This is a genomic window from Microtetraspora malaysiensis (assembly GCF_050947145.1).
GTDB lineage: Bacteria > Actinomycetota > Actinomycetes > Streptosporangiales > Streptosporangiaceae > Microtetraspora_A > Microtetraspora_A malaysiensis.
On sequence record NZ_CP191998.1, the window covers coordinates 5,877,887 to 5,899,158 of the forward strand.

Here is a 21,272-nt window from a genome sequence, read left to right on the forward strand (position 1 = left end):
GGCAGACGCTAGGCGGTGTCCCCGCGATCACTCATCGTTGAGAACGGACGTTCCATCCCGGGACTCTTGTGGGCATCGACGAGAACTCCGCACGCATGTGGAGCAGACGGAGCTGGAGCCAGATGACCAGCCGTTCGGTCGGATCGGCGAGGTCCACTCCGAACAGCTCCTGCAGGCGGCGGATGCGGTAGCGCAGCGTGTTCTCGTGGATCGACAGTTCGGCCGCGGTCCTGGCCGCCTCGCCGAACGCGTCCAGGTAGGCCAGCAGCGTCACCGCGTGCACGCTGGAGTGCGCGGCGTCGTACTCCAGCATCCGCCGGACCGGTTCGAGCAGCCGCTCGGCTGCGGTGTCGCCTCTGTCGACGAGGTCGAGCAGGGCGATCCGGCTGCGCACCTGCTCGTCGGTGGCGACGCGTGTGGCGCCGCCCGCGGTCTCGGCCAGTACGCGGACGACGCGGTCGGCGAGCCGGCGGGACTCCGGGACCTGCTCCAGCCTCGCCGCGAGAGGGCCGATGCCGACGTGCAGGTCCATTCCAGCGGCCTTGCGCACGGAGGCCGCGGTGCCGGTGGCGAACCGGACCAGCCGGTCGGGTGGCGTGCCCTCCGGCACGGGCACCAGGGCGTAGAGCACGCTCCGGCTCGTGGTGCAGACGGCCTCGTGGTGCCACGCCTCGCACGCGAGGCTGACCAGGTCGACGACGGTCGTGACGGCGGCCTCGGCGGCTCCCGGTTCGGGGACCGGCCGCGCGGAGGCGAAGGCCATGATCGCCACGGACGAGTCCGCGGGCAGCCCCAGCCGAGCCGCCGCGACGGACTCGGAGACGTCGCCGTCGAGCAGGAGGCGCAGCGTCTCCGCCCGTTGCCAGCGCCACGGGTCGCCGGGGTCGCGCGAGCGCAGCATGTGCGCCGCCGCGATCCGGCCCGCGTCCCCGAGCAGCCGCATCGCCCCGGGGACGACGGGCGGCGTGCCGTCCAGCACCCAGATGAAGCCCAGGAGCCGGGCTCCGGCACGCACCGCCGTGGCCAGCCGCCGCATGTGCCCCGGCCCGAGGCTCGGGAAGCGTACCGGCCCGTCGGCGCGGAACACCCGGCTGTACTCGAGCCGGTTGGTCGGCCGCTGCGGCGTCTTGCGCCCCAGGATGCCCAGCTTGCGTATCTCGTCGATCTCCTGCCCCGGCACGTTGGAGTACGCGAGCACGTTGCCCTCGGCGTCCTCGATGCAGGTCGCCCCGCCGATCGTGGTGGCGATCGCGTTGGCCAGGGCGAACAGGTCCCCGATGCCGACGGAGGAGAAGGTCGCGGTGGCCGCTCCCGGCCCCGAGATCGCGGCGGTCAGCAGCGCGTCGAGCTGGCGCCACGGGATCCGCGCCGACGCCACGAGAAGCGCCACCCCCGCCTCGCGGGCGACGTCGATGAGCTCGCCGAGTTCGGCGCCCCGGTCCTTGATGACGACCGCGTGGTAGTCGTGGGCCCCCGCCAGCCGTACGAGATCGCGGGTCTCCGGCGCGGACGGCCGCGCGCCGACGGCGAGCAGCACACCCGCGGGACGGTCGTCGAGCTGATCGTCCGGGTCGTGCACGACGGGCTCGCCGATCGGCAGGCCGGCGTCGGGGACGTGGACGGCGGAGAGCACGTGCGAGCCGAGCGTCTCCAGCACCTGGCCGAGCGAGGGCCGGTACGGGCGGGCCATGGTGCCGTCGGGGATCAGGTCGGTTTGGGACATGAGCGCCCCTTCCTCAACACGGGGGAGTAAATCACCCTACGGCACCGTGCACGACACCCTGCGCCCGTCCTCGCCGGCACCTCCTCGCGGACGCCTCCTCGCGAGCCCCTTCTCGGAGGCCGCCGTCCTCACGGGCGCGGGCACACGGCCAGCCGGCCGCGACGCCCGTTCACGGCGCGCTGGTCACGGCGCGCATCGCGTCGGCGAGCGCCGGGTTGCGGTGGACGTCGTCGGTGTCCAGGGCGTGGATCACCCGCTCGACGATCTCCGCCGGCTTGTCCTGGCTCAGCTTGGCCTTGCCCACGACCCTCGACGGCACCAGGCGGAAGCCCGTGGTGCCGGGGGCGATCCGCCGGGCGTACCCCTCCACGTCGGCCATCCGGAACGGTTCAGGCCGCGCGGACTCGAAATGGTCGACGGTGGCCGAGAGCACCTCGTACGTCTCCCCGGGACCGAGCAGATCCGGTGTTCCGTGCAGATGAAGGGTGACGTGGTTCCAGGTCGGGACGTACAGCCCCGCCTCGTAGAACGTGGGCGAGACATACCCGTGCGGACCCTGGACCACCAGCACGACCGGCCGCTCCCCCAGCCCGCGCGCGGCCGGGTCCGTACGGGCGAGATGCCCCACGACGGCGGGCCCGGGCGTCTCCGGATCGGGGATCACGGGCAGGTGCGTGACGACGGGCTCGCCCTCCGCCGAGACGGTCACGAGCGTCGCCCAGCCGTGGTCGCGGATCAGCCCGCGCAGCGCCTCCGGATCGTCGAGCGCGTATATCTCCTGTTCCAGCATACGAACGATGAAACAGGTGTTACACATCCCCTGTCAGCGTGGAAGCCGCCAAGGCCCCACGGGGAACTTTGGGCGTCCCGACAAAGGACCCGTGCGGTTCAGTTCCACGGCCACGACCGGGTTGACGGCGGTCTGTCACACCACCGCCTGGGAGCCGTACTCGCCCATGGACCACTGGTTGTCGACCTGCGCTCGGGCGTCGTCCGGGGTCAGGCGGGCGACTCCACGGCCTGCGCCCGCGTGCCGTACGCCGCGAGGGAACGGTGGAAGCGCCGGAGCAGCAGACCGCCCGTGGCGGCCAGTCCCGTCAGCAGCCCCAGCCAGGCGCCCACGGTGTGCGCACCCGCGACGGCGCCGATCAGCCAGGCCGCGGGCAGCCCGATCGCCCAGTAGCCGATGAGCGTGATCCGGAAACCGCTCCTGGTGTCGTCGAGGCCCCGCAGCAGACCCACGCCGATGTTCTGCGCGCAGTCGACGTACTGGAGAACGGCGGCGACCAGGAGCAGCGAGGTGGCGATGTCCAGCGTCTGCCGATACTGGCCGCCGGACGGGTCGAGGAACGGGCGCAACACGAGCTCGGGAACGGCCAGGTACACCAGCCCGACCACGGTCATGACAGCGGCCCCGCATACGAGGGCGGTGCGGGCGATGCGCGCCGCGGCCCCGGCCCGGCCGAGGGCGACCTCGCGGCTGACCCCGATGGAGGCCGCGTGCGAGAGCCCGACCGAAACCTGGAAGACGATGTAGATGAGCTGGTTGACGGCGGTGTGCGCGGCCAGCGCGGAGCTGCCGAAGCTCCCGATCAGCAGGGCGACGACGGAGAAGAAACCGGCCTCGGAACCGTACGTCGCGGCGATGGGCGTCCCGAGCCCGAGCAGCCGGCGCAGGGTCGCGGGCCTGACCCGCCAGATCCGCAGGGACAGCATGGGGGCGAGGACGGGGTCCCGCCGCGCGGAGGCGTACAGCGCGATGAACGAGAGCAGGTACACCAGGGACGTGGCGACGCCGATGCCGGCCAGACCGACCTTGGGCAGCCCCCACCACCCATGGATGAGGACCCAGTTGAGGCCGGCGTTGACCGCCACCGACGCGAGCGTGATGCGCAGGAGCGCCTGCGGGCGGCGCATGCCAACGGTGAATTGGCGGATGGCCTGGAACCACAGGCACGGCAGCAGCCCGGGGGCGAGCGCGACCAGCATGGGCTGCATGCTTCGCACCACGGCGGCGTCCTGGCCGAGCCAGGTGAGCGCGTGCCCGGAAAAGACGAGCAGGACGGCGCCGATGGCGCCGGCGAGGGTGGCGACGGCCAGTGCCGCGCGCAGCAGGTCGCGGACGTCGTCTCCGGCCTGGTCCCTGCCCCTGACCTGACCGTGCCCCTCGACCGAGCCGGCCTCGGCGGTCTCGGCGCGGGCCGCCGCGGCGGTGACCTGGTTCCCGACGGCGGTCACCAGGCCGACGCCCATGGTGCGGAGCTGGTTGAACAGGACCAGCGCGAGCCCTCCGGCGGCCAGGGCCTCGATGCCGATCAGGCCCATCATGACGGTGTCGGTGGTCGTGAGGGCGACCTGCGCGAGCTGGGTGAGCGCGAGCGGCACGGCGAGGGCGGCCAGGGGCTTGACGTCCTGGCGGAGTCGGGAAAGGGGCATGGCTCCTCACATCGTGCGGGGCAGGGTCACGTCGGCCGGCTGCCCGGCCGTCCCGCGGGATCGGTACTCCGGGGGGAACCGGTCACGCCGGTGTCGTCCGCCTGAGTGACCCTAGCGGTGCCGCGCACGGAGAACCCATGGAGGGCGGCCTCCGGCCCGGTGTGCACGCTTCCGCCCGGTCAGGTCGGTCGTGGACGCGGCCGTCCCCAACTCTCGCCTCAGGTAAAGCATGTGTTTAGGATAGGCAAACCTAAATCGGATCGCATCATTTGAGGAACGAGGGCGACGTGCTCACCAGACGACAGCTGCTGTGGACCGGCGCGGGGATCGGGCTGGCCGGTGTGCTCGCCGCCTGCGGAAACGGCGGGCAGACCGGTCCGGCGGCGGTCTCGGCGTCCGGCTCGGCCGCGGAGCAGCCGCGTACGGGTGGCACGTTGCGGGTCGGCGCCCTCGGCCGAGCTTCGGCCGTCACACGGGACCCGCACGGCACGCAGACCAACGAGAGCGACTACCTGATCATCAGCCTGCTCTACGACACGCTGACCGTCCCCGGCGAGGCGACCAACACCGCGCCGCGCCTGGCCGGCGCGTGGAAGGCGTCCGAGGACCTGAAGACCTGGCGTTTCACGATCGCCGACGGGGCCTCCTTCCACGACGGCACGCCCGTCACCGCCGAGGACGTGGTCTGGTCGCTCAAGCGGCTGCGTGCCACCCCGGCCGGCGCGAGCCGGCTGCCCGGCATCCAGCCCTCCGGCATCACCGCGGAAGACGCGAAGACCGCGGTACTGGTCTCGGACTACCCCAACGCGGACCTGCCGCTGCTCACCCGCCTGACCACGTTCATCATGAAGAAGGACACCAAGGACGACGCGCTGGCCACCGCCCCCGGCACCGGCCCGTTCAAGCTGGACTGGTTCCGCGACGGCAACGCCCGCCTGGTGCGCAACGACAACTGGTACGGCGGGAAGGTGTTCCTGGACGCGATCGAGGTGCGGATCTTCGAGAGCCCGCAGGCGATGTCCAACGCCCTGCTGGCCGGGCAGATCGACGTGGCGTCCAACGTCGGCGCCGTCGCCGCCCGCACGGCGGAGTCCCGCCAGGACATCCAGATCCTGCGCCGGCCCAACGACATGGCGATGCCCATCGTCATGCGCACCGCCGACGGGCCGTTCGCCGATCCCCGGGTCCGCGAGGCCCTGCGCCTGGCGGTGGACCGTGAGGCCATGGTCAAGCAGGTCCTGTCCGGGTACGGCACCGTCGCCAACGACGTCCTGGGCACGGGCGACCCCGCGTACGCCAAGGACCTCCCGCAGCGCTCCCGCGACCTCGCCAAGGCGAAGAGCCTGCTCGCCGAGGCCGGCTTCGACCTGTCCAAGACCTACGACCTGGTCACCACCGAGGACATCTCCGGCCTCGCCGAGTCCGCGACCCTGTTCGCGACGCAGGTCGGCGAGGCCGGTGTGAAGATCAACGTGGTCAAACAGGACTCCGCCGTCTTCTGGGACAAGACCTGGCTCAAGGCCCCGCTGTACACCACGTACTGGGGCACCAACGACTCCGTCGTGTTCTTCGCCAGCAAGACGATGCTGTCCGACTCGGGCCAGAACGAAGCGGGCTGGAAGGAACCCGCCTTCGACGAGGCGTACCGCGAGGCCATGGCAACCGCCGACACCGCGAAGCGATCCGAGGCGCTGCGCAAGCTGCAGCAGATCGAGTACGAGAAGTCCGGCTACCTGCTGTGGGGCATGGCCGACGGCATCGACCTGGCCGGCAGTGCGGTACGCGGCCTGCCCACGCTCCCCGGCTACGGCCGGGTGCAGCTTGAGAAGGCGTGGCTGGCCCGTTGAGCCGTCGCGAGCCCGAAGAAGGCGACCCCGCGCCTCCGGCCCCGGGCCGGGGCCGGGGCCGGGGCCGCTCCGGAACGAAGCCGCGGCCCGGAGCGGAGACCGGGGCCGGACCGGAGATGTGGGGCGGAGCGGAAAACCGGGTCGCTGGAAATCCACGGTCTGACGGAGAGGCGTGGTCTGCGGAGAAGCCACGGTTCGTCCTGGTCGCGGGCCACGTTGCCTGGTCGGCGCTGCGGCGCCTCGCCGTCCTCGCGGTCCTGCTCGGGGTCGTCTTCGCTGCCGTCGAGCTGCTGCCCGGCGACGCCGCCTCCAGCACGTCCGAACGCGGCGAGAGCGCCGCAGATTTGGCCGCACGCCGTACGGCGCTCGGCCTCGACCGCCCGCTCGCCGAGCGCTTCTGGGACTGGATGACTGCCCTGCCCACCGGTGACCTGGGCACCTCCGCCCGAGGGGAGCCGGTCACCCACCTGCTCGCCGGGCCGTTCCCCAACACGCTGCTGCTCGGGGGCCTGGCCCTGGCCGTGAGCCTGGCGGGTGCCCTGGCACTGGGAAGCTGGGCCGCGCTGCGTCCGGGCGGCCGCGCCGACAGGGTCATCGGCGTCGTGGCCACCATGGCGTTCGCGCTCCCGGAGTTCGTGGTGGCCATCGCGCTGCTGCTCGTCCTGTCCCTGTGGCTCGGCTGGCTGCCCGCCGTCACCCTCATCGGTCCCGACGGCGCTCCGGCCTCGTGGAGCATGCTGCTGCTTCCGCTGCTGGCCCTGGCCGTCCCACAGATCGGCTGGAACACCCGCATCGTGCGCGCCGCGCTCGCCGACCAGGCCGCGCTGCCGCACGTGAGCGCCGCGATCATCGACGGGCTGCCTCGCCACCGCATCCTGACGCACCATCTCCTTCCCGGCGCGTTGCCCGCGGTCGCCGTCGGCGTCGCGACCTCGGCCGGGATGCTGCTCGGCGGCGCGGTCGTGGTGGAGACCCTGTTCAACTACCCCGGCGTCGGCGCCGTCTTGGCGGGCGCCATCGCCGACCGGGACACGCCGGTCGTCGCCGGAGTGGTCGCGGCGACCAGCGGCGCGATCAGCGTCGTCCTGCTACTCGCCGACCTCGTCCGCGCCCGAACGGTGGGTGAGCGCCTGTGACAACCCCTTCCGCACGCTACGACGATCCGCGCGACCGCCGCGCCGAGCGGGGGACGTCCCGCCGCACACGCGTGCTGCGCGCGGCCCCCGCCCTGGCTCTCGTCCTGCTCGCCCTGGCCGGCCCGCTGCTCGCGCCGCACCCGATCGACCGGCCCCTCGTCGCGCCGTACGCGACCCCGGACGCCGCCGCCGTACTCGGCGGCGACCTGCTCGGCCGCGACGTCCTCAGCAGGTTCCTGGCGGGAGGAGGTCCGCTCGTCCTCAACGCGCTGGCGATCGCGGCGCTCGTCACCGCCGCCGCCGCACTGCTCGGCGTCCTCGCGGCCCTGCGCCCCGGGCTCGGCCGCTGGGTGGAGCGCGCGGCCGACCTCGCCATCCTGGTGCCCGCCGTCCTCGGCATCATGCTCGTCGCCCTCGCCTGGCAGGACGGCGGGCGCCTCGCGATCGCCGCGGCCGCCACCGTCCTGGGCGTCCCGTACGCCACCCGGGTGGTCGCCGCGGCGGCCGCGCCCATCGCGGTGTCCGGCTACATCGAAACCGCCGCCGCCTCCGGCGAACGCCTCTGGTATCTGATCGTCCGGGAGGTCCTGCCCAATCTGAGGGCCACCCTCCTCGCGTTGTTCGGCCTGCGCTTCGTCGAGGCCGTCTACGTGGTGTCCGTCGCCGCCTTCCTGCAGCTCGGCCCGCAGCCGCCGACCGCCGACTGGGCCCTGATGATCAGGGAGAACTCGCCTGGCATCATGCTCAACCCTCTTGCAGTCGCGATCCCCGCCCTCGCCGTCGGCGTGCTCGCGCTCAGCGTCAACCTCGCCGCCGACGCCCTCATGCCCAAGACCGGCACGACAACGGAGGTCTCCCTGTGACACCCGCCGAGCCGCCCTCCGTCGAGGTCGCCGATCTGGAGATCCGCCTGCCCGACGGCCTTCCCCTCCTCACCGCTGCCTCGCTGACGCTGTCCCCGGGCCGCGTGGTCGCGCTCACCGGCCCGTCGGGCGCGGGCAAGACCACCCTTCTGCGCGCCGTCGCGGGGGCGCTCCCCGCCGGTGCGTGCCGTACCGCGGGGCGGGTCACCGTCCTCGGCCACGACGTCCTGGCCCTCGGGGAGCGGGACCTGCGGCTGCTCCGCCGCCGGCGGCTGGCCTACGTGGGCCAGGATCCCGGGTCCGGCCTCAACCCCCGGATGAAGGTCCGCCGCCTCATCGCCGAGACCGCCGTGGACCGCGGCCGCCGGGCCGTGCGCGACCTGCTCACCCAGGTACGGCTGCCCGCCGAGGAGCGCCTGGAGCTGCGCCGTCCGGGCGCCCTGTCGGGCGGCCAGCAGCGCAGGGTCGCCCTCGCCCGCGCCCTCGCGCGGCGCCCCGACGTCCTGCTCCTCGACGAGCCGACGGCCGGACTGGACCCGGAGCTGCGCGACGAGATCGCCGACCTGTTGTGCGAGCTGGCCGTCCGTACCGGCGTCGCCGTCGCGGTGGCGAGCCACGACCCCGCGCTGGTCTCTCGCTGCGCCCACGACGTGGTGGCGCTCCAGCCTCCGGCGGGAACAGCGCGGCTCCTCGTACCCGCCGCATGCATGCCCACACCCTCGGCCGCGCCTGGAGCGGCCTACCCACCCGAGGCACCGGTGCCCGCGTACACCGGGGTGCCCCTGGCCGCAGAGACGCCCGACCTCGTCTCAGTCGCCGCGCCTCCGGCGCCCGCACCGCCGTCCCGGGGCCGGATCACGGTACGGAACCTCAGCGCCGAGGTGGGTGGCCGGGGCGCACGGCGAACCGTCCTCCGCGACATGGACCTCGATCTCGCTCCCGGCAGCGCGATCGGGGTCGTCGGCGTCTCAGGATCGGGAAAAACCACCCTCGTCCGCGTGCTCGCCGGACTGCACCCGCCCAGCACGGGCACGGTCGCCCTCGACGGAGCCTCACTGCATCGCTCTCACCGGCGCCGCACCCGCGAACAGCGCCGCGCGCTGCAACTCGTTCCGCAGAACCCCCTGGGCGCGCTCAATCCCGCGCGGACCGTGGGAGCCACGCTCGCCCGGCCCCTGACATTGCACGGCGTGGTGCCCGCCGGACAGGTCCCCGCGCGCGTCGCGGAACTCCTCGAGGCGGTCGACCTGCCAGCGGAGTTCGCCGGAAGGTACCCCCACCAACTGTCCGGCGGCCAGCGCCAGCGCGTCTCCATCGCCCGCGCCCTCGCGGTGCGCCCCGACGTGCTGCTGTGCGACGAAGTGACCTCCGCGCTCGACGCCAGCACCGCCACGAGCATTATGGACCTGCTGTCCCGTCTGCGCGGCGACCACGGCGTCACTCTGGTCCTGATCAGCCACGACCTCTCACTGATCGCCGCGCACACCGACACGACGATCGTCCTGTGGCACGGCCGGGTCGTTGACGGCGGTCCCACGGCTCGCCTCCAATCGCTGGCCCATTCCGCCACCGGAGCCCGCGCCCCCACAGCCTCCCAGTGACACCGCCAACACCGGCCCGGCCATCAGCCGGCAGGTCGGGTGATGAGCCGGAGGATCTCGGCGATGACCAGGTCGGGCTCGTCTTGGGGGACCATGTGCCCGGACCGCTCGGCCAGGACGTGACGGCCGTGGGGCTGCGACTCGACAAGCCGCCGGTGGCTGGCGATGAGCTCGGGGCGAACACGCTCCTCCACCTTGCTGGGGGTGAGCGCGCCGCTGATGGCCGTGACGGGAACCGGCGGCAACACGCCCGGCGAGGATCGCAGGCGGGCGAACCCCTCGGCCAGCGCGGCGTACTCGGCCCGGGTGGCGCGGATCTCGGACGGGCGGGTCATCTCGGCCAGCGCCTCGGCGCGCCTGTCCGGCGGGAACAGCGCGAGGATGCGGCGGACCTCGGCCGGGACGACCTTGACACCCAGCGTGGCGAGTCCCGCCATGACGGACTGGGCGCCCATCGCCACGGCGCGCATGCTCCGCTTGTAGTAGAAGTCCAGGTCCTCCGCGGCCTGGTCGATCAACACGAGCCCGGCCACCCGTTCCGGGTGCGCGGACGCGTACGCACGGATGATCGGCCCGCCCAGGCTGTGCCCGGCCAGGATGTACCGGTCCTCGCCCAGGTGATCGAGAAGGTGTCCCAGGTCCTCCACCATGCGGTCCAGGTGGCGCCGGTGCGGATCGTGGTCGCTGCGGCCGAGTCCGGCCCGGTCGTAGGCGACGACCCGGGTGCGCTCGGCGATCGCGGGCATGACGAGACCCCACTCGGTGCGGGTCGCCCCGAGCCCCGACTCCAGGACGACGACGGGCCGCCCCTCGCCCTGGCTGACGTAGTGCAGACGTCGTCCGTCCGGCAGTCGCGCGTATCCCGGATCGCCGAAGACGCTAGACATTGATGATCTCCTCCCGGACGGGAATCAGGTCGGTTTGGATGGTACGGGCGGTCGACGCGATGATGAGCCCGGCGACCAGACCGGGCAGGGCGATGGCGGCGACCGCTCCCGCCGTGCCGTACGCCTTCTCCACGGTGCTGAGGAGCCCGGCTCCGACCAGCCCGCCGACCGCCAGGCCGATGCCGAACAGGCTGGCCGTGTAGCTCCGCCCACCCGGGGCGGTCACCGAGATCATGATCAGCGTGATCATCGGAACGATCAAGGGGGTCAGCGTCAGACCGACGAGGAACGCGGCCAGCGACAGCGGCAGGGCCGGCGCCGTCGCACCCGCGGCGAAGGCCACGGCCGAGCCGGTCAAGACCCAGGCGACGACGGCCGGCACCCTCCTCGGATCGGACTGGAAGATCGAGTCCAGCCGTCGCCCAAGCGTGGTCAGCACGACGATGGCCATCGCGGAGCAGCACGCCGAGAACAGGCCGCGCGCGTCGGTGTCCAGACCCCAGCGTTCCTTGAGATGCACCGACAGGAACGTCGCGGCCGGGACGAGAAGCATGCCGTACGCGACGAAGGCGGCGAAGACGCGGCGCAGCGTCCTCGAACGCAACAGGCCCCGAGCGCTCGCCACGTCGTCGTATCGCCCGATCCCGGGGTCGCGCAGCCGCGAGGCCGACAGGCAACCGAGCAGGGACAGGACCCCGAGCACGGCGTAGACCGCCCGCCAGTCCAGGTCGAGCCACCCGGCCAGCGCCGACACCGTGAGCGGGCTCAGGATCGCGCCGGCGGGCATCGCCGTGCCGTACAGGGCAAGGACCCGGCCGCGCACGGCGGGCGGATAGATGTCGGCGAGCAACGGCGAGTGCAGCGCGATCTGGCTGCCGTTCGCCAGGCCGCTGACCAGGAGCAGGGCGCCCAGTGTCCAGATGTCGTGGACGAACGCGATCGCGAAGGTCGCGATGCTCCACACGAACCCGGTGCCGATGGAGACCGCGGCCCGGATCGGACGCCCTCTGACCAGCGCCGACATGGCGAAAGGAGCGACGCCGACGGCGATGAGCTGGATCGCGAGCAAGAAGGTGAGCGCGCCGGTGGAGACGCCGAGCGACCCGGTGATGTCCGGCGCGAGCACGCCGAGGGCCTGGTTCACGAACGCGTCGGTGATCGCCAGCATGCCGATCGCGATGACGGGATACAGCCTCATGACGGGTCGAAGGTGATCGGCTTGACCTCGCCCCGGCTGTACAGCGCGGCCTGGCCGGGCATCGACACGCTCCACGACCGCATGCCGTACCCGCCCAGCGCGATGATCCGCAGGCAGGGACCTCCGGCGAAGGCCATGCCCTGCGCGTAGTAGGTAGCCCGCAGGGGCACCTCGAGCTCCAGCGCGCCGGCGCGGCCCGGCACACCGGGGAGGAGTTGATGCTCCTCCCCATACGTCCCACGGGGTACGGCCTCCGCGGCCCGTTCCACGGCGTCCAGGAGGTCGTCCGAGGAGATCTGCGCGCGCCAGGAGAGCCAGGCCGTCGCGTCCGCCGACTCAGGTGAGGCATGGCCGTCGAAGGCGAGCAGCCGGTGCAGGAGGCGCCGATGCCCCTCGGGCCAGCCGTGGATCCGGTCCGGCTCCCTGGATGAGGCGCTCAGGAGCTTCGCCTGCCACATGGGGGTGTCCGGCCAGAGGTCCTCGACCGCCCACGCGGTAACCTCCGTGACATCCACGGAGAAGGCCCGGGACAGCAGCTCCACGCTGCGCCGTCCCCGGCTGGTGGTGCGGCCCGGCTCGTCGTTGAACGCGTCCGGATGCCAGCGGTCGGCCGCGAGCGCCGGATCGGGGGTGACGGTGTCGGGGGCGGTGTTGCAGTTCTGGAGATATCCGGACGCCGGATTGGAGACCCCCACCAGGTCGCCGGCCGGGCGGATGCCGAGCCATGCGGTGGCGGAGGTGTTCCCGTCGAGCACTCCCCCGTCGCATGCCGGCCTGATCGGGACCCGCCCGGTGCGCAGGTAGAAGCAGTCGCCGGAGGAGTCGGCGGCCAGCACGTTCTGCGGTGGGAACGCGCGGGCCTCGAAGGCCTCGCGCAGCTCGGTGACGTCGCGGGCGCGCACCATGGCCATGATCTGCCGCTCGGTCTCCCCCGCCAGGCCCATGTACGGCGTGCACACCGCATAGATCGCGTCGTCGTCCCTCGCCAGCACGGGCGCGACCACGCCGTTGTGGACGACGTATTCGTGGCCGTCGTGTTCAAGGACCTTCCTGGTCTCGCCGTCGTACAGATAGACGTCTCCGTCCACGGCGATGCGATAGGCGTCGGAGACGCGCGGTCCGCCGGTGGTCAGACCCCACGCGCAGGTTGGGTTGTGGGCCAGCGGGGGCAGCATGGCGCCGATGAAGCCGAACCCGGAGTAGTGCAGGTCCCCTGCCCTGATGACGGCCTCGTACATGGCGAAGGTCCCGCCGAACGGGAGGTGCGGGTCGCTGACCAGGAACGTCTCGCCGGTCGCGGTGCGCCACGGCCGGATCACCCAGGCGTTCGAGCCAGGAGGGACCAGGCCGCGTTCCAGCTCGGAGGTCACACCGGTTGGGGTGACACCGGACGCGCGCAGCGCCTCGACCGCGTCGGTGATGATCCAGTACAGCATGACCGTGCGGTTGACGCCGATCGGCAGGGCGGGCTCCAGGGGCGGCGCCCACGCGGGGACGTCCTCGGGATGCTCGTCCATCCACGCGCCGATCCCGGCGACGAACGCCTCGTAGCAGGCGCGCAGGTCCTCCGGGAGGGAGTCGAAGCCGCGGCGGGCTTCCTCGAGCACCTGCCAGCGCCGCTGGTTGGCGTCCCGCGCCTCGTCGCCGAGCTCGCCGCGCACCAGCAGGTACTGCCTGAGCAGACCGTGCAGGTCGTCCTGCGCCTGTGCGTATCCGAGCCCGAAATAGGCGGCGGGCTCGGAGGTCCCGTCGACCAGCGGCACGCCGTACGCGTCGCGGTGGAGTCGGACCGAGCCCCAGGAATTCTTCATGCGCCAACCCTGGGTGAAGTGAGGACGCGATTCCTTGGCCGATCGGACGAAGAATCATCGGTGCCCTTGGCCGATACTGCACGGATGAACCAGGTCGAGTACCTCGAGCCGTCGCTCGCGCAGGTGATCGGGCGGATCGGAGCCGACTATGTGACGGTCGTCGCCGCACCGAACGGAGTAGATGTTCCGATCTCCGGGCCCGCGATCCACGATCCGCTGAGCGCCGCGCCGCCCAAGCCGGGCGCCATGGTGCTGCTCGTCGGCCTGACTCCCGAGACACCCGGCGCGGCTCAGACGATCCGCCGGCTGGCCGGCGCGGCGGCGGCCGTCCTGAGATCCGACGCGGCGGGTGCCGCGTCGCTGGCGGAGGCGGCGGCCGAGGCGGGTGTGGCCCTGATCGCGCTGCGGGTCGCGATGTCCTGGAGCCACCTGCACACGCTGCTGGAGGACGCGGTCCTGCTGGGCGACAGCCTGGTCGCGGTGCCGAGCCGCGACCTCGGCAGCGTCCCGGCCGGCGACCTGAACGCGCTGGTGAACGCGATCGCCGAGACGCTCGACCGGCCGGCGGGGATAGTGGACACGCAGTGGCGGCTGCTCGCCTACTCCGCCATACCCGGCCAGACCAACGACGATCTGCAGCGGGACGTCATCCTGAGCAGGACCGTGCCCGCGAGGAACGCGCCCCAGGAGACACGGCGGCTGCTGCTGACCAGCCACCGCGCGCTGCGCTTCTACACCGGCCCGCCGTACGACGATGACGGGCATCGGATCTGGCGGATCGGCGCGGGTATCCGCGGCGGACCCGAGCCCCTCGGCATGCTGTGGGTCCTGGAGGGGGACGAGCGGCTTTCCGAGGACAAGTTGGTGCTCGTGGAAGAGTTCGCCCGGCTGGCGGCCGCGCATCTGCTGCGGGTGCGGAGGGCTCGGACCGTCGATCGCGAGCGCCGCGGCGAGCTGGTCGGACAGGCGCTGGACGGCAGGGATCCGCGTACGGCCTGCCATCGCCTCGGTCTCGATCCGGGTGCGGGGATCGCGGTCCTGGCCGTGGCCGAACTGGTCGCCGGAGACGTCCCGCTCGGTGAGCACCTCCTCGACGCCGTCGCCACCTACCTCGACGCCTACCGGCGGTCGACCGCGTGCGTGCTGCGCGGCGACACCGTCTACTGCCTGATGCCCGCGCAGGACCTCGCGGCGCTGCGGGAGGTCGCATCCGACCTCACCAGGCGGCTCGGCCTGCGGCGCCGCCTGGCGGCGAGCGTCGGCGGCCGGGTGAGCGCGGACGATCTACCGCGTTCCCGCCGTCAGGCCGATCTGGCCCTGGCCGTGCTCAGGACCTCGGGGACGGCCGTCGCCACGATCGACGAGGTCCGCGCGGCGGCGACGCTCATCGAGCTGCGCTCGCTGCTCGACGATCATCCCGACCTGCTCCTGCACGAGGCGGATCCGGCGCTGCGGGACGCCGAGGAGTCCGCGCTGGCGTGGATCGAATGTCATGGAGACGTCCGCGCCGCCGCCCAGCGGCTCGGTGTGCACCCCAACACGCTCCGCTACCGGATCCGCAGGCTCACCGGCAACGGGCTCGACCTCACCGACCCCGGCACCCGCCTCATCACCTGGCTACGGCTCCGCCTCAGGGACGGAGAACCTGGCTCATCGACTCAGGCGTGAGGCGCTCGACCGGGACGCGCGTGCCACGCTCCTTGGGTCCCCAGGGGCAAGGCACGGCACCTTTACGATGTAGATCACAACGACGATAACCCGTGCGCCCCGAATCCATTTGAACAACAACCACCGCCGTACACGCAGCTCGATCGGCTCGGCGAACGAGTTGAGCCGTGCTTGTACGCGTCGTACTGCTGAGGCGTGGCCCAGCCGACCCAGACAGCCGGATTAGATCACGTAGGGTGAAGGTTGGTCACCTTACGATGCTTAGGTGAACCATTCCAGTCGATTGTGGCGTCGCGCGGAAATTCTCTGGAAGGAGCCGGTGCTCCTGGCGCCCCTGGCGCTGACCGCCGTCGTCACCGTAGTGTCCGTTCTGACTCCGAGCCACCTCTACTTCAGCCGCTTCCTCGTGGTCGCCCCCGCGTTCGCCGCCTCGATGTGGCCGGTGATCGAAACGGTGGCCCTCGGCCTGCTGGCCATGGCCATCGACGTCCTGATCGCCGTATCCATCGGCAATCCGACGGAGTCGCGCACCCACCTGTTCACCATCGCGGTGATCGCGGGTGTGACCGCCGCGGCCGCCTCCGCCAGCCATGTGCGCCAGCAGCGGGAGGAGACCCTCGCCCAGGTCCGCTCCGTCGCCGAGACGACACAGAAGGTCCTGCTGCGCCCTATGCCCCGCCGCCTCGGCCGGTTGGACATCGACGCGCTCTACCTCGCTGCCGCGGCCCAGGCCCGTGTCGGCGGCGACTTCTACGAAGCATTGGAGACGCCCCACGGCGTCCGCCTGATCATCGGAGACGTTCGCGGCAATGGACTCCCCGCCGTCGGCGTGGCCTCGGCGATCGTCGGGTGCTTCCGGGAGGCCGCGTACGACGAGCCGGACCTGGCGCGGCTGGCCCGCCGACTGGACGTGAGCATGAACCGCTACACCACGCTGTTGTCCGACGACGACCTGGAGTACTTCGCCACGGCCCTGCTCGCCGAGTTCCCCGACGACGGATCGGTGGTCGAAATCGTCAACTGCGGCCACCCATCGCCGCTGCTGCTCCGCGCGGGAGCGGTCCGCGAGGTCACTCCCACGGCTCCCTCGCCGCCCATCAACATGGGCGCCCTGCTCGGGCAGGAGTATCACATCGACCCCCTCCCCTTCGCCGCCGGCGACCAACTGCTGCTGTACACCGACGGCGTCGCCGAGACCCGCGACCATACTGGCGCGTTCTTCCCGCTGACGCAGCGCGCGGGCCAGTGGGACGCGGACTCCCCTTCCCGGCTGCTCGAGCAGCTGCACAGAGACCTGGTCCACTACAGCCACGGCCGACTCGACGACGACATCGCGGCCGTCGCCGTCCGCGCGACGGACGACCGCCCGTGACGGTCACCCTCGGCGACGGCCGGAACCTGTCAATTTGATCGAGGTGGTCACCCGCCGCCGAGCTCAGTGACCCGCCGGCCAACCGCTTCGCAGCAGATCCGCCTGGCCGACGGTTGGAACACCTACGCCGAGTACCGCGCCCGCCAGGGCGCCCAGATCGGCGACACTCTCCCGGCCGACCGCCGCGTGGTCATTACGGACGTCACCTCGGATGCGTTCACGACGCCCCCCTGGACGCGGCCGATCCGACGGCTCCGTGAACGAACGCGATGACGTTCCTCTCCGCGTCTCCCGGTGTCACGTCACCGCTGACAAGGGGGATGCGCTCCGCCCCGATGACGGCAAGGACACTCCGAGCGGCCGCCTCCGCATTGAGATCACGGAACTCACCCGATTCGATCCCGCTGGCGAGGATGTCGCACAAGATCTTTTGCATGGGCGCCACATGTCCCGCGAGCGCTTGGTAGGCGTCGGGCCCGAGAGCGGCAGTAATCTCGGCCGCACCCGGGTGGGGGTGGGCCATGAGCCCTCTCAACTGGAGTCGGATGAAGGATTCCAGCCGCGCGCCGGCGGTGGCGTCCTCGGGCAGGTCCTGATCGAACTGGTCGACGAAGTAGTCAGTCACGCGCTGGCTGAACGCGAGCAGCAGGGCGGCCTTGTCGGGAAAGTAGTTATAGAGGACGGTCCGCGCGACACCGGCTTCCGCCGCAACGTCGGTCATGGAGATCGCATCGATGCCTCGATCCTTGGAGAGCCGTGCCACCGCGTCAATGATGCGAGTCACGGTCTGCGCTCGGTGCTCCCTGAGGTTCGGGGCAGAAATCCTAGGCATAGCCGCATTTTCGCACGCAGCGGGCATGCCGACATCGACCTCTCCGCCTACGCCCGCCGGAACGATGATTCAATCGGTTGTTTTGGCGACAGTTTGTCGTTATTTTAATGGCAGGTCGTCGTAAAACGGAGGACAGACGTGGAGACCAGCACCGCTCAGGAACGCGAGCCGCTATCCAAGCTGCTCTATCACGGGACGTCCGAGGCGCATCGCGCGGCCGAGAACACCCCCTACATGCTCGCCCTGTTCCAGGGCAAGCTGACCAAGAAGGCCTACAGTGCGTGGCTGGTCCGGTTCCACGCCGTGTACTCGGCCCTGGAGCAGACGACGGAGGCCCTGCGCGCGGACCCGGCCGTCGGCGCGCTGTACCTACCGCAGCTCGACCGCACAGAGGCCATCGAGCGCGATCTCGCCTGCTTCTACGGCCGCGACTGGCGGGACTCGCTGACAACGTCTCCGGCCACCGACGCATACGTGGCGCGGCTACACCGCGTCCGCGAGGAGTGGCCGCTCGGCCTGGTCCCCCACCATTGGATCCGTTACGCCGGTTACCTGCACGGTGGGGCGACGCTCGCCAAGATGCTCACCACGACGTACGGGCTGAGCGACGGCGCCGGCGTGGCGTTCTACGACTTCACGGAGATCGAGGACAACCGCACCTTCATCGCCGACTATCACGCGCGGATGAACGCGGTGCCCGTCACCGCGGAGGACGTCGCTCCCCTGGTAGAGGAGGGAAACCACGCCTTCCGCGGCAACGCGGCGATCACCGTCGAGCTGGGCGAGGAGTTCGGCGTCTCCTGACACGTGGAGGCCGCCCTCCGACGGAGGGCGGCCCATCAGGACGATATTCACGGCGAAGACGCGCCTTCCCCGTACGTCAGACCTCCTTGATGGCCTGCAACGGACACGCCTCGACGGCCGCCTGGGCGTTGGCCACGGACTCCGGCGGCACCTCGTCCACCAGCACCTTGCCGTAGCCCCACTCGTCCAGCGCGAACACCTCGGGGGCGAAACGCTTGCAATATCCCTTGCCGTCGCAGACGGCTGCGTCGATCACGACCTTCATGTGTCCTCCAATGAGATGCGGAATTTCGTGTCCGCGGTGACCTGGGAGGCGGCGCACCGTTCACATACCGCGTCCACGTGCGCGCCGACGAGATCGCGGTGATGCCGAAAGAGCGACCCGACCAGGACCGTCACGGCGTCTGGCGTCGCGCAGTTTCCCCGTCCGGCCAGGGCCGGCGCCCACCGCTCCAGCCGTGCCACGTCGTCCGCCGTCGCGGTGCCCGCGGTCAGCCCGGCGAGGACCTCGGCCACGCCGGCCGTGCCCTTGACGCACGGCCCGCACTGCCCGGCGTTTTCCCGGTCGAAGAAGGCCGCCACCTCGGCGGCCACGCCGACCGGACAGTCCCCGGCGAGCAGGACGAACGCGCCGCAGCCGAGCGTGCTTCCCGCCGCGCCGAACGCGGCATGGGTGAGCGGGAGGTCGAGTCCCGACGCGGGAAGCACCCCTCCCGCGAAGCCGCCGGCCAGCATTCCGGTCACCCCGGCGGCCGTTCCCATGTGCGCGGTCACCAGCTCGCGCATCAGGATGCCGTACGGAACCTCATACAGGCAGGCGGCCCGGCCCGCGCCTGACAGGGTCACGAGGAAGGTGCCGGTGGACTCCGGAGTGCCCATCCCTCGGTACACCTCCGGGCCGAGCCGTACGGCGAGAGCGAGCTGGGCGAGTGTCTCGGCGTTGCTCACCAGGGTGGGCGCTCCGTGCAGCCCCGCCTGCCAGGGGCGGGGCGGTTTCACCGTGGGCAGGGCCGGTCCCCCGGCGACCGCCCGGACGACCGCGGTCTCCTCCCCCGCGACGTATCCGGGCCTCACCCGCACGATGTGGACGGGGGCGACGGGACCGGCGAGGTCACCGCCGCGCGCCTCGGCGAGACGGCGGGCGGCGGCCGGGTCGCTGACGTACGCGTAGGCGCGGTCGGCTCCCACGGCACGGGCGGCCAGCGCCAGGCCACGGAGCACGAGTTCGGGGCGCTCCCGGAGCAGGAACCGGTCCTTGACGGAGGCGGGCTCGCCCTCCTCCCCGTTGGCGATCACATAGCGGGCGGAGCCGGGGGCCGAGGCGACCGAGCGCAGCTTGACGGCCATCGGGAATCCCGCGCCGCCGCGCCCGCGCACGCCCGCCGCCTCGGCGATCTCGATGATCTCCGCGGCGGAAAGGTCACACGGGCCCGGTTCCCCGACCGGCTCCGGACCGAGCAGCAGGCGCGCGCTCCGGAGCGGACGTGCCGGCAGGGGAAAGCTCATGCCACCAGGTATTCGGGCAGCCGCTTGCCGATCTCGACGAGGACCTCGGTGTTGAACTGGTAGGCGAGCACGGCCTCGGCGATGATCCGCTTGGCCTGGACCTCGTCCAGCTCCAGCGCATTGAGCTTGTCCCGATAATCGACCTTGAACTGCCTGAGGTCCGAGATGACAGGGAAGATGTAGAACTGCACGCCCGCCGAGGTGGGGAACTTGTACGTGCGCTCCACGATCTTGCGGATCACCTGCCCACCGGACAGGTCGCCGAGGTAGCGGGTGTAGTGGTGGGCGATGAACCCGCCCGGCCAGTCGGCGATCTGATTGATCCGCGCGACATACGTCAGCGTGGACTTGGAGGGCGCGACCTTGTCCCGCCAGTCCTTCCCGTACAGCTCCTCAAGGTCGGCCTCCAGGGAGGGGATGCGCTCGAGTTCCGGACTGACGAACGGCCCGGCGATCGGGTCGTCGGCAAGGGCTCGTCCCGCCTGCTCCAGCGCCATGTAGGCGAAGTAGTGCTGGGCCACCATCTCCCCGTAGCCCTCCCGGGAGACGCGTCCACTCATGAGCGCGTCCAGGTAGGTGGTGTGCTCCGCCGCCTCGTGGTCGTTCCAGGTCGCCTTCTTGAGCCGATCGGCGAATGTCTCGGTTGCAGTCATGCCTGGACTCCCCTTGCATCGCAATGCCGTTTCACGACAGAGTGTCAGAAAGAGTTTCGGCGGTCAAGATTTCACGACACGTCGTCATAATCTTCCGCCTGCCGTGCGATCGCGACGAAGAGGAGAGCACGATGGAAGATCTGGTGGACATGATCCGAGTACGCGCCGACCTCGCGGGTTCCGAGGTCGTCCTGTGGTGGACGGGCGACGTCTACGCGTGGGCGCCGGACAGCGGGCCGCATCACATCTACGGCTTCGAAGGGGTGAACGTGGCCCGGGCCGTCGCCGTGGAGGGCGGCTACGAGCTCCTCACGCGCGAGGCGGCCTTCTATCTCGACCCCCGGTCCCGGGAGATCCTCGACCAGTGGGACAACGAGTTCACCGGCGAGCGCGTGGACGTCCTGCACGTGTGGAACGACCCGGTCAACCAGCGCTGGCCGGCCGATGGTCCGTACGGCCCCTTCCGCGTCCCGCGGGTCAGAATCGGGGAGGCCGTGATCTTCAACACGGACGTCCTGCTCGCCTATCCCTCACCCCTTCCGGTCGCGGAGTTCCCCGACAACTCCGGGAGCGACACCTACCGGGCCATGGAGCTGTTCCAGTTCTTCACCCGGGCCGCCGACGTCGACGACCCCGAGGTCACGGATGTGCCCTGCACCCTGTCCTGGACCCGCGTGGCCCCCTGGCTGCCGTGGATGCGGATGGCGGATCGGCCGGGCGCCCTCGTCTACCACTGCCGAGGGGCGAAACTGGCCGGCTGGGCGGAGGTGCCCGAGCGGACGAGGGACTTCGTGGCGGAGCACGGGCCCCAGTACGCGCATGCCCCGGAGGCGTGGTCGGGGCCGAACGAGACCAGCTGGACATACTTCCAGAAGCACGCGGCTGGCAATCCATCGTTCAGATGACGACGACCCGTCGTCAAAGCCTTCCCGCGA

General features: G+C 71.4%; 18 protein-coding genes. 8 read left to right on the plus strand and 10 right to left on the minus strand.

Annotated elements, in window-relative coordinates; translation table 11 throughout:
- Window positions 1-31: 31 nt before the first annotated feature.
- The 3 genes from ACQP1V_RS27740 to ACQP1V_RS27750 form a co-directional block, all read right to left on the minus strand.
- A complete protein-coding gene (locus tag ACQP1V_RS27740; protein WP_433413019.1) occupies window positions 32-1,723 on the minus strand; it encodes a PucR family transcriptional regulator in 1,692 nt (563 codons plus the stop codon).
- A gap of 169 nt (window positions 1,724-1,892) precedes the next feature.
- Window positions 1,893-2,513 carry an FMN-binding negative transcriptional regulator gene (locus ACQP1V_RS27745; protein WP_433413020.1) on the minus strand — a complete coding sequence of 207 codons (621 nt, stop codon included), beginning with the start codon at window positions 2,511-2,513 and terminating at the stop codon, window positions 1,893-1,895.
- A 209-nt stretch (window positions 2,514-2,722) separates the two neighbouring features.
- Window positions 2,723-4,159 (minus strand): MATE family efflux transporter, encoded by a 1,437-nt coding sequence (locus tag ACQP1V_RS27750; RefSeq protein ID WP_433413021.1) that lies wholly within the window; start codon window positions 4,157-4,159, stop codon window positions 2,723-2,725.
- Window positions 4,160-4,446: 287 nt separating this feature from the next.
- Between ACQP1V_RS27750 and ACQP1V_RS27755 the strand changes: the two genes are divergently transcribed.
- Genes ACQP1V_RS27755 through ACQP1V_RS27770 form a run of 4 tightly spaced genes read left to right on the plus strand, consistent with a single transcriptional unit; the run spans window position 4,447 to window position 9,606 of the window.
- Window positions 4,447-6,006, plus strand: a complete 1,560-nt coding sequence (locus ACQP1V_RS27755; protein WP_433413022.1) for an ABC transporter substrate-binding protein — start codon at window positions 4,447-4,449, stop codon at window positions 6,004-6,006.
- Window positions 5,991-7,142: an ABC transporter permease gene (locus ACQP1V_RS27760; protein ID WP_433413023.1), complete on the plus strand. Its 1,152-nt coding sequence runs from the start codon at window positions 5,991-5,993 to the stop codon at window positions 7,140-7,142. The genes ACQP1V_RS27755 and ACQP1V_RS27760 overlap by 16 nt, the downstream gene beginning before the upstream one ends.
- A complete protein-coding gene (locus tag ACQP1V_RS27765; protein ID WP_433413024.1) occupies window positions 7,139-8,005 on the plus strand; it encodes an ABC transporter permease subunit in 867 nt (288 codons plus the stop codon). The genes ACQP1V_RS27760 and ACQP1V_RS27765 overlap by 4 nt, the downstream gene beginning before the upstream one ends.
- The gene (locus ACQP1V_RS27770) at window positions 8,002-9,606 is read left to right on the plus strand and encodes an ABC transporter ATP-binding protein (protein ID WP_433413025.1); all 1,605 of its coding nucleotides are present in this window, start codon (window positions 8,002-8,004) and stop codon (window positions 9,604-9,606) included. Before ACQP1V_RS27765 ends, ACQP1V_RS27770 begins: the two co-directional genes overlap by 4 nt.
- 23 nt (window positions 9,607-9,629) lie before the next feature.
- On the opposite strand, the gene ACQP1V_RS27775 is transcribed toward ACQP1V_RS27770, so the two are convergent.
- The 3 genes from ACQP1V_RS27775 to ACQP1V_RS27785 are packed head-to-tail and all read right to left on the minus strand — an operon-like array spanning window position 9,630 to window position 13,502.
- The gene (locus ACQP1V_RS27775) at window positions 9,630-10,493 is read right to left on the minus strand and encodes an alpha/beta fold hydrolase (protein ID WP_433413026.1); all 864 of its coding nucleotides are present in this window, start codon (window positions 10,491-10,493) and stop codon (window positions 9,630-9,632) included.
- Window positions 10,486-11,691: an MFS transporter gene (locus ACQP1V_RS27780; RefSeq protein WP_433413027.1), complete on the minus strand. Its 1,206-nt coding sequence runs from the start codon at window positions 11,689-11,691 to the stop codon at window positions 10,486-10,488. The genes ACQP1V_RS27775 and ACQP1V_RS27780 overlap by 8 nt, the downstream gene beginning before the upstream one ends.
- On the minus strand, window positions 11,688-13,502 hold the full coding sequence (locus tag ACQP1V_RS27785) for a penicillin acylase family protein (protein WP_433413028.1): 1,815 nt from the start codon (window positions 13,500-13,502) through the stop codon (window positions 11,688-11,690). Before ACQP1V_RS27785 ends, ACQP1V_RS27780 begins: the two co-directional genes overlap by 4 nt.
- Before the next feature lie 84 nt (window positions 13,503-13,586).
- On the opposite strand from ACQP1V_RS27785, the gene ACQP1V_RS27790 reads away from it, so the two are divergent.
- Both ACQP1V_RS27790 and ACQP1V_RS27795 read left to right on the plus strand, forming a co-directional pair.
- Window positions 13,587-15,170, plus strand: coding sequence for a PucR family transcriptional regulator (locus ACQP1V_RS27790; protein WP_433413029.1), 1,584 nt, complete (start codon window positions 13,587-13,589; stop codon window positions 15,168-15,170).
- A 319-nt stretch (window positions 15,171-15,489) separates the two neighbouring features.
- On the plus strand, window positions 15,490-16,542 hold the full coding sequence (locus ACQP1V_RS27795; protein ID WP_433413030.1) for a PP2C family protein-serine/threonine phosphatase: 1,053 nt from the start codon (window positions 15,490-15,492) through the stop codon (window positions 16,540-16,542).
- Between the two features lie 217 nt (window positions 16,543-16,759).
- Here ACQP1V_RS27795 and ACQP1V_RS27800 read toward each other — a convergent pair whose 3' ends face one another.
- Window positions 16,760-17,305, minus strand: coding sequence for a TetR/AcrR family transcriptional regulator (locus ACQP1V_RS27800; RefSeq protein WP_433413031.1), 546 nt, complete (start codon window positions 17,303-17,305; stop codon window positions 16,760-16,762).
- Between the two features lie 207 nt (window positions 17,306-17,512).
- On the opposite strand from ACQP1V_RS27800, the gene ACQP1V_RS27805 reads away from it, so the two are divergent.
- Complete coding sequence (locus ACQP1V_RS27805) at window positions 17,513-18,178, plus strand: heme oxygenase (biliverdin-producing) (protein WP_433413032.1); 666 nt, start codon at window positions 17,513-17,515, stop codon at window positions 18,176-18,178.
- A 76-nt stretch (window positions 18,179-18,254) separates the two neighbouring features.
- Here the strand turns inward: ACQP1V_RS27805 and ACQP1V_RS27810 are convergent, their stop codons facing one another.
- From ACQP1V_RS27810 to ACQP1V_RS27820, 3 genes are read right to left on the minus strand one after another with little or no spacing between them, the layout of a single operon-like run.
- Window positions 18,255-18,443 carry a ferredoxin gene (locus ACQP1V_RS27810; RefSeq protein ID WP_387415384.1) on the minus strand — a complete coding sequence of 63 codons (189 nt, stop codon included), beginning with the start codon at window positions 18,441-18,443 and terminating at the stop codon, window positions 18,255-18,257.
- Window positions 18,440-19,684 (minus strand): NADH-ubiquinone oxidoreductase-F iron-sulfur binding region domain-containing protein, encoded by a 1,245-nt coding sequence (locus ACQP1V_RS27815; protein ID WP_433413033.1) that lies wholly within the window; start codon window positions 19,682-19,684, stop codon window positions 18,440-18,442. Before ACQP1V_RS27815 ends, ACQP1V_RS27810 begins: the two co-directional genes overlap by 4 nt.
- Complete coding sequence (locus ACQP1V_RS27820; protein WP_387415388.1) at window positions 19,681-20,337, minus strand: heme oxygenase (biliverdin-producing); 657 nt, start codon at window positions 20,335-20,337, stop codon at window positions 19,681-19,683. Before ACQP1V_RS27820 ends, ACQP1V_RS27815 begins: the two co-directional genes overlap by 4 nt.
- 131 nt (window positions 20,338-20,468) lie before the next feature.
- Here ACQP1V_RS27820 and ACQP1V_RS27825 point away from each other — a divergent pair, with 131 nt between their 5' ends.
- The gene (locus ACQP1V_RS27825; RefSeq protein WP_433413034.1) at window positions 20,469-21,242 is read left to right on the plus strand and encodes a DUF1838 family protein; all 774 of its coding nucleotides are present in this window, start codon (window positions 20,469-20,471) and stop codon (window positions 21,240-21,242) included.
- Window positions 21,243-21,272: the final 30 nt, after the last annotated feature.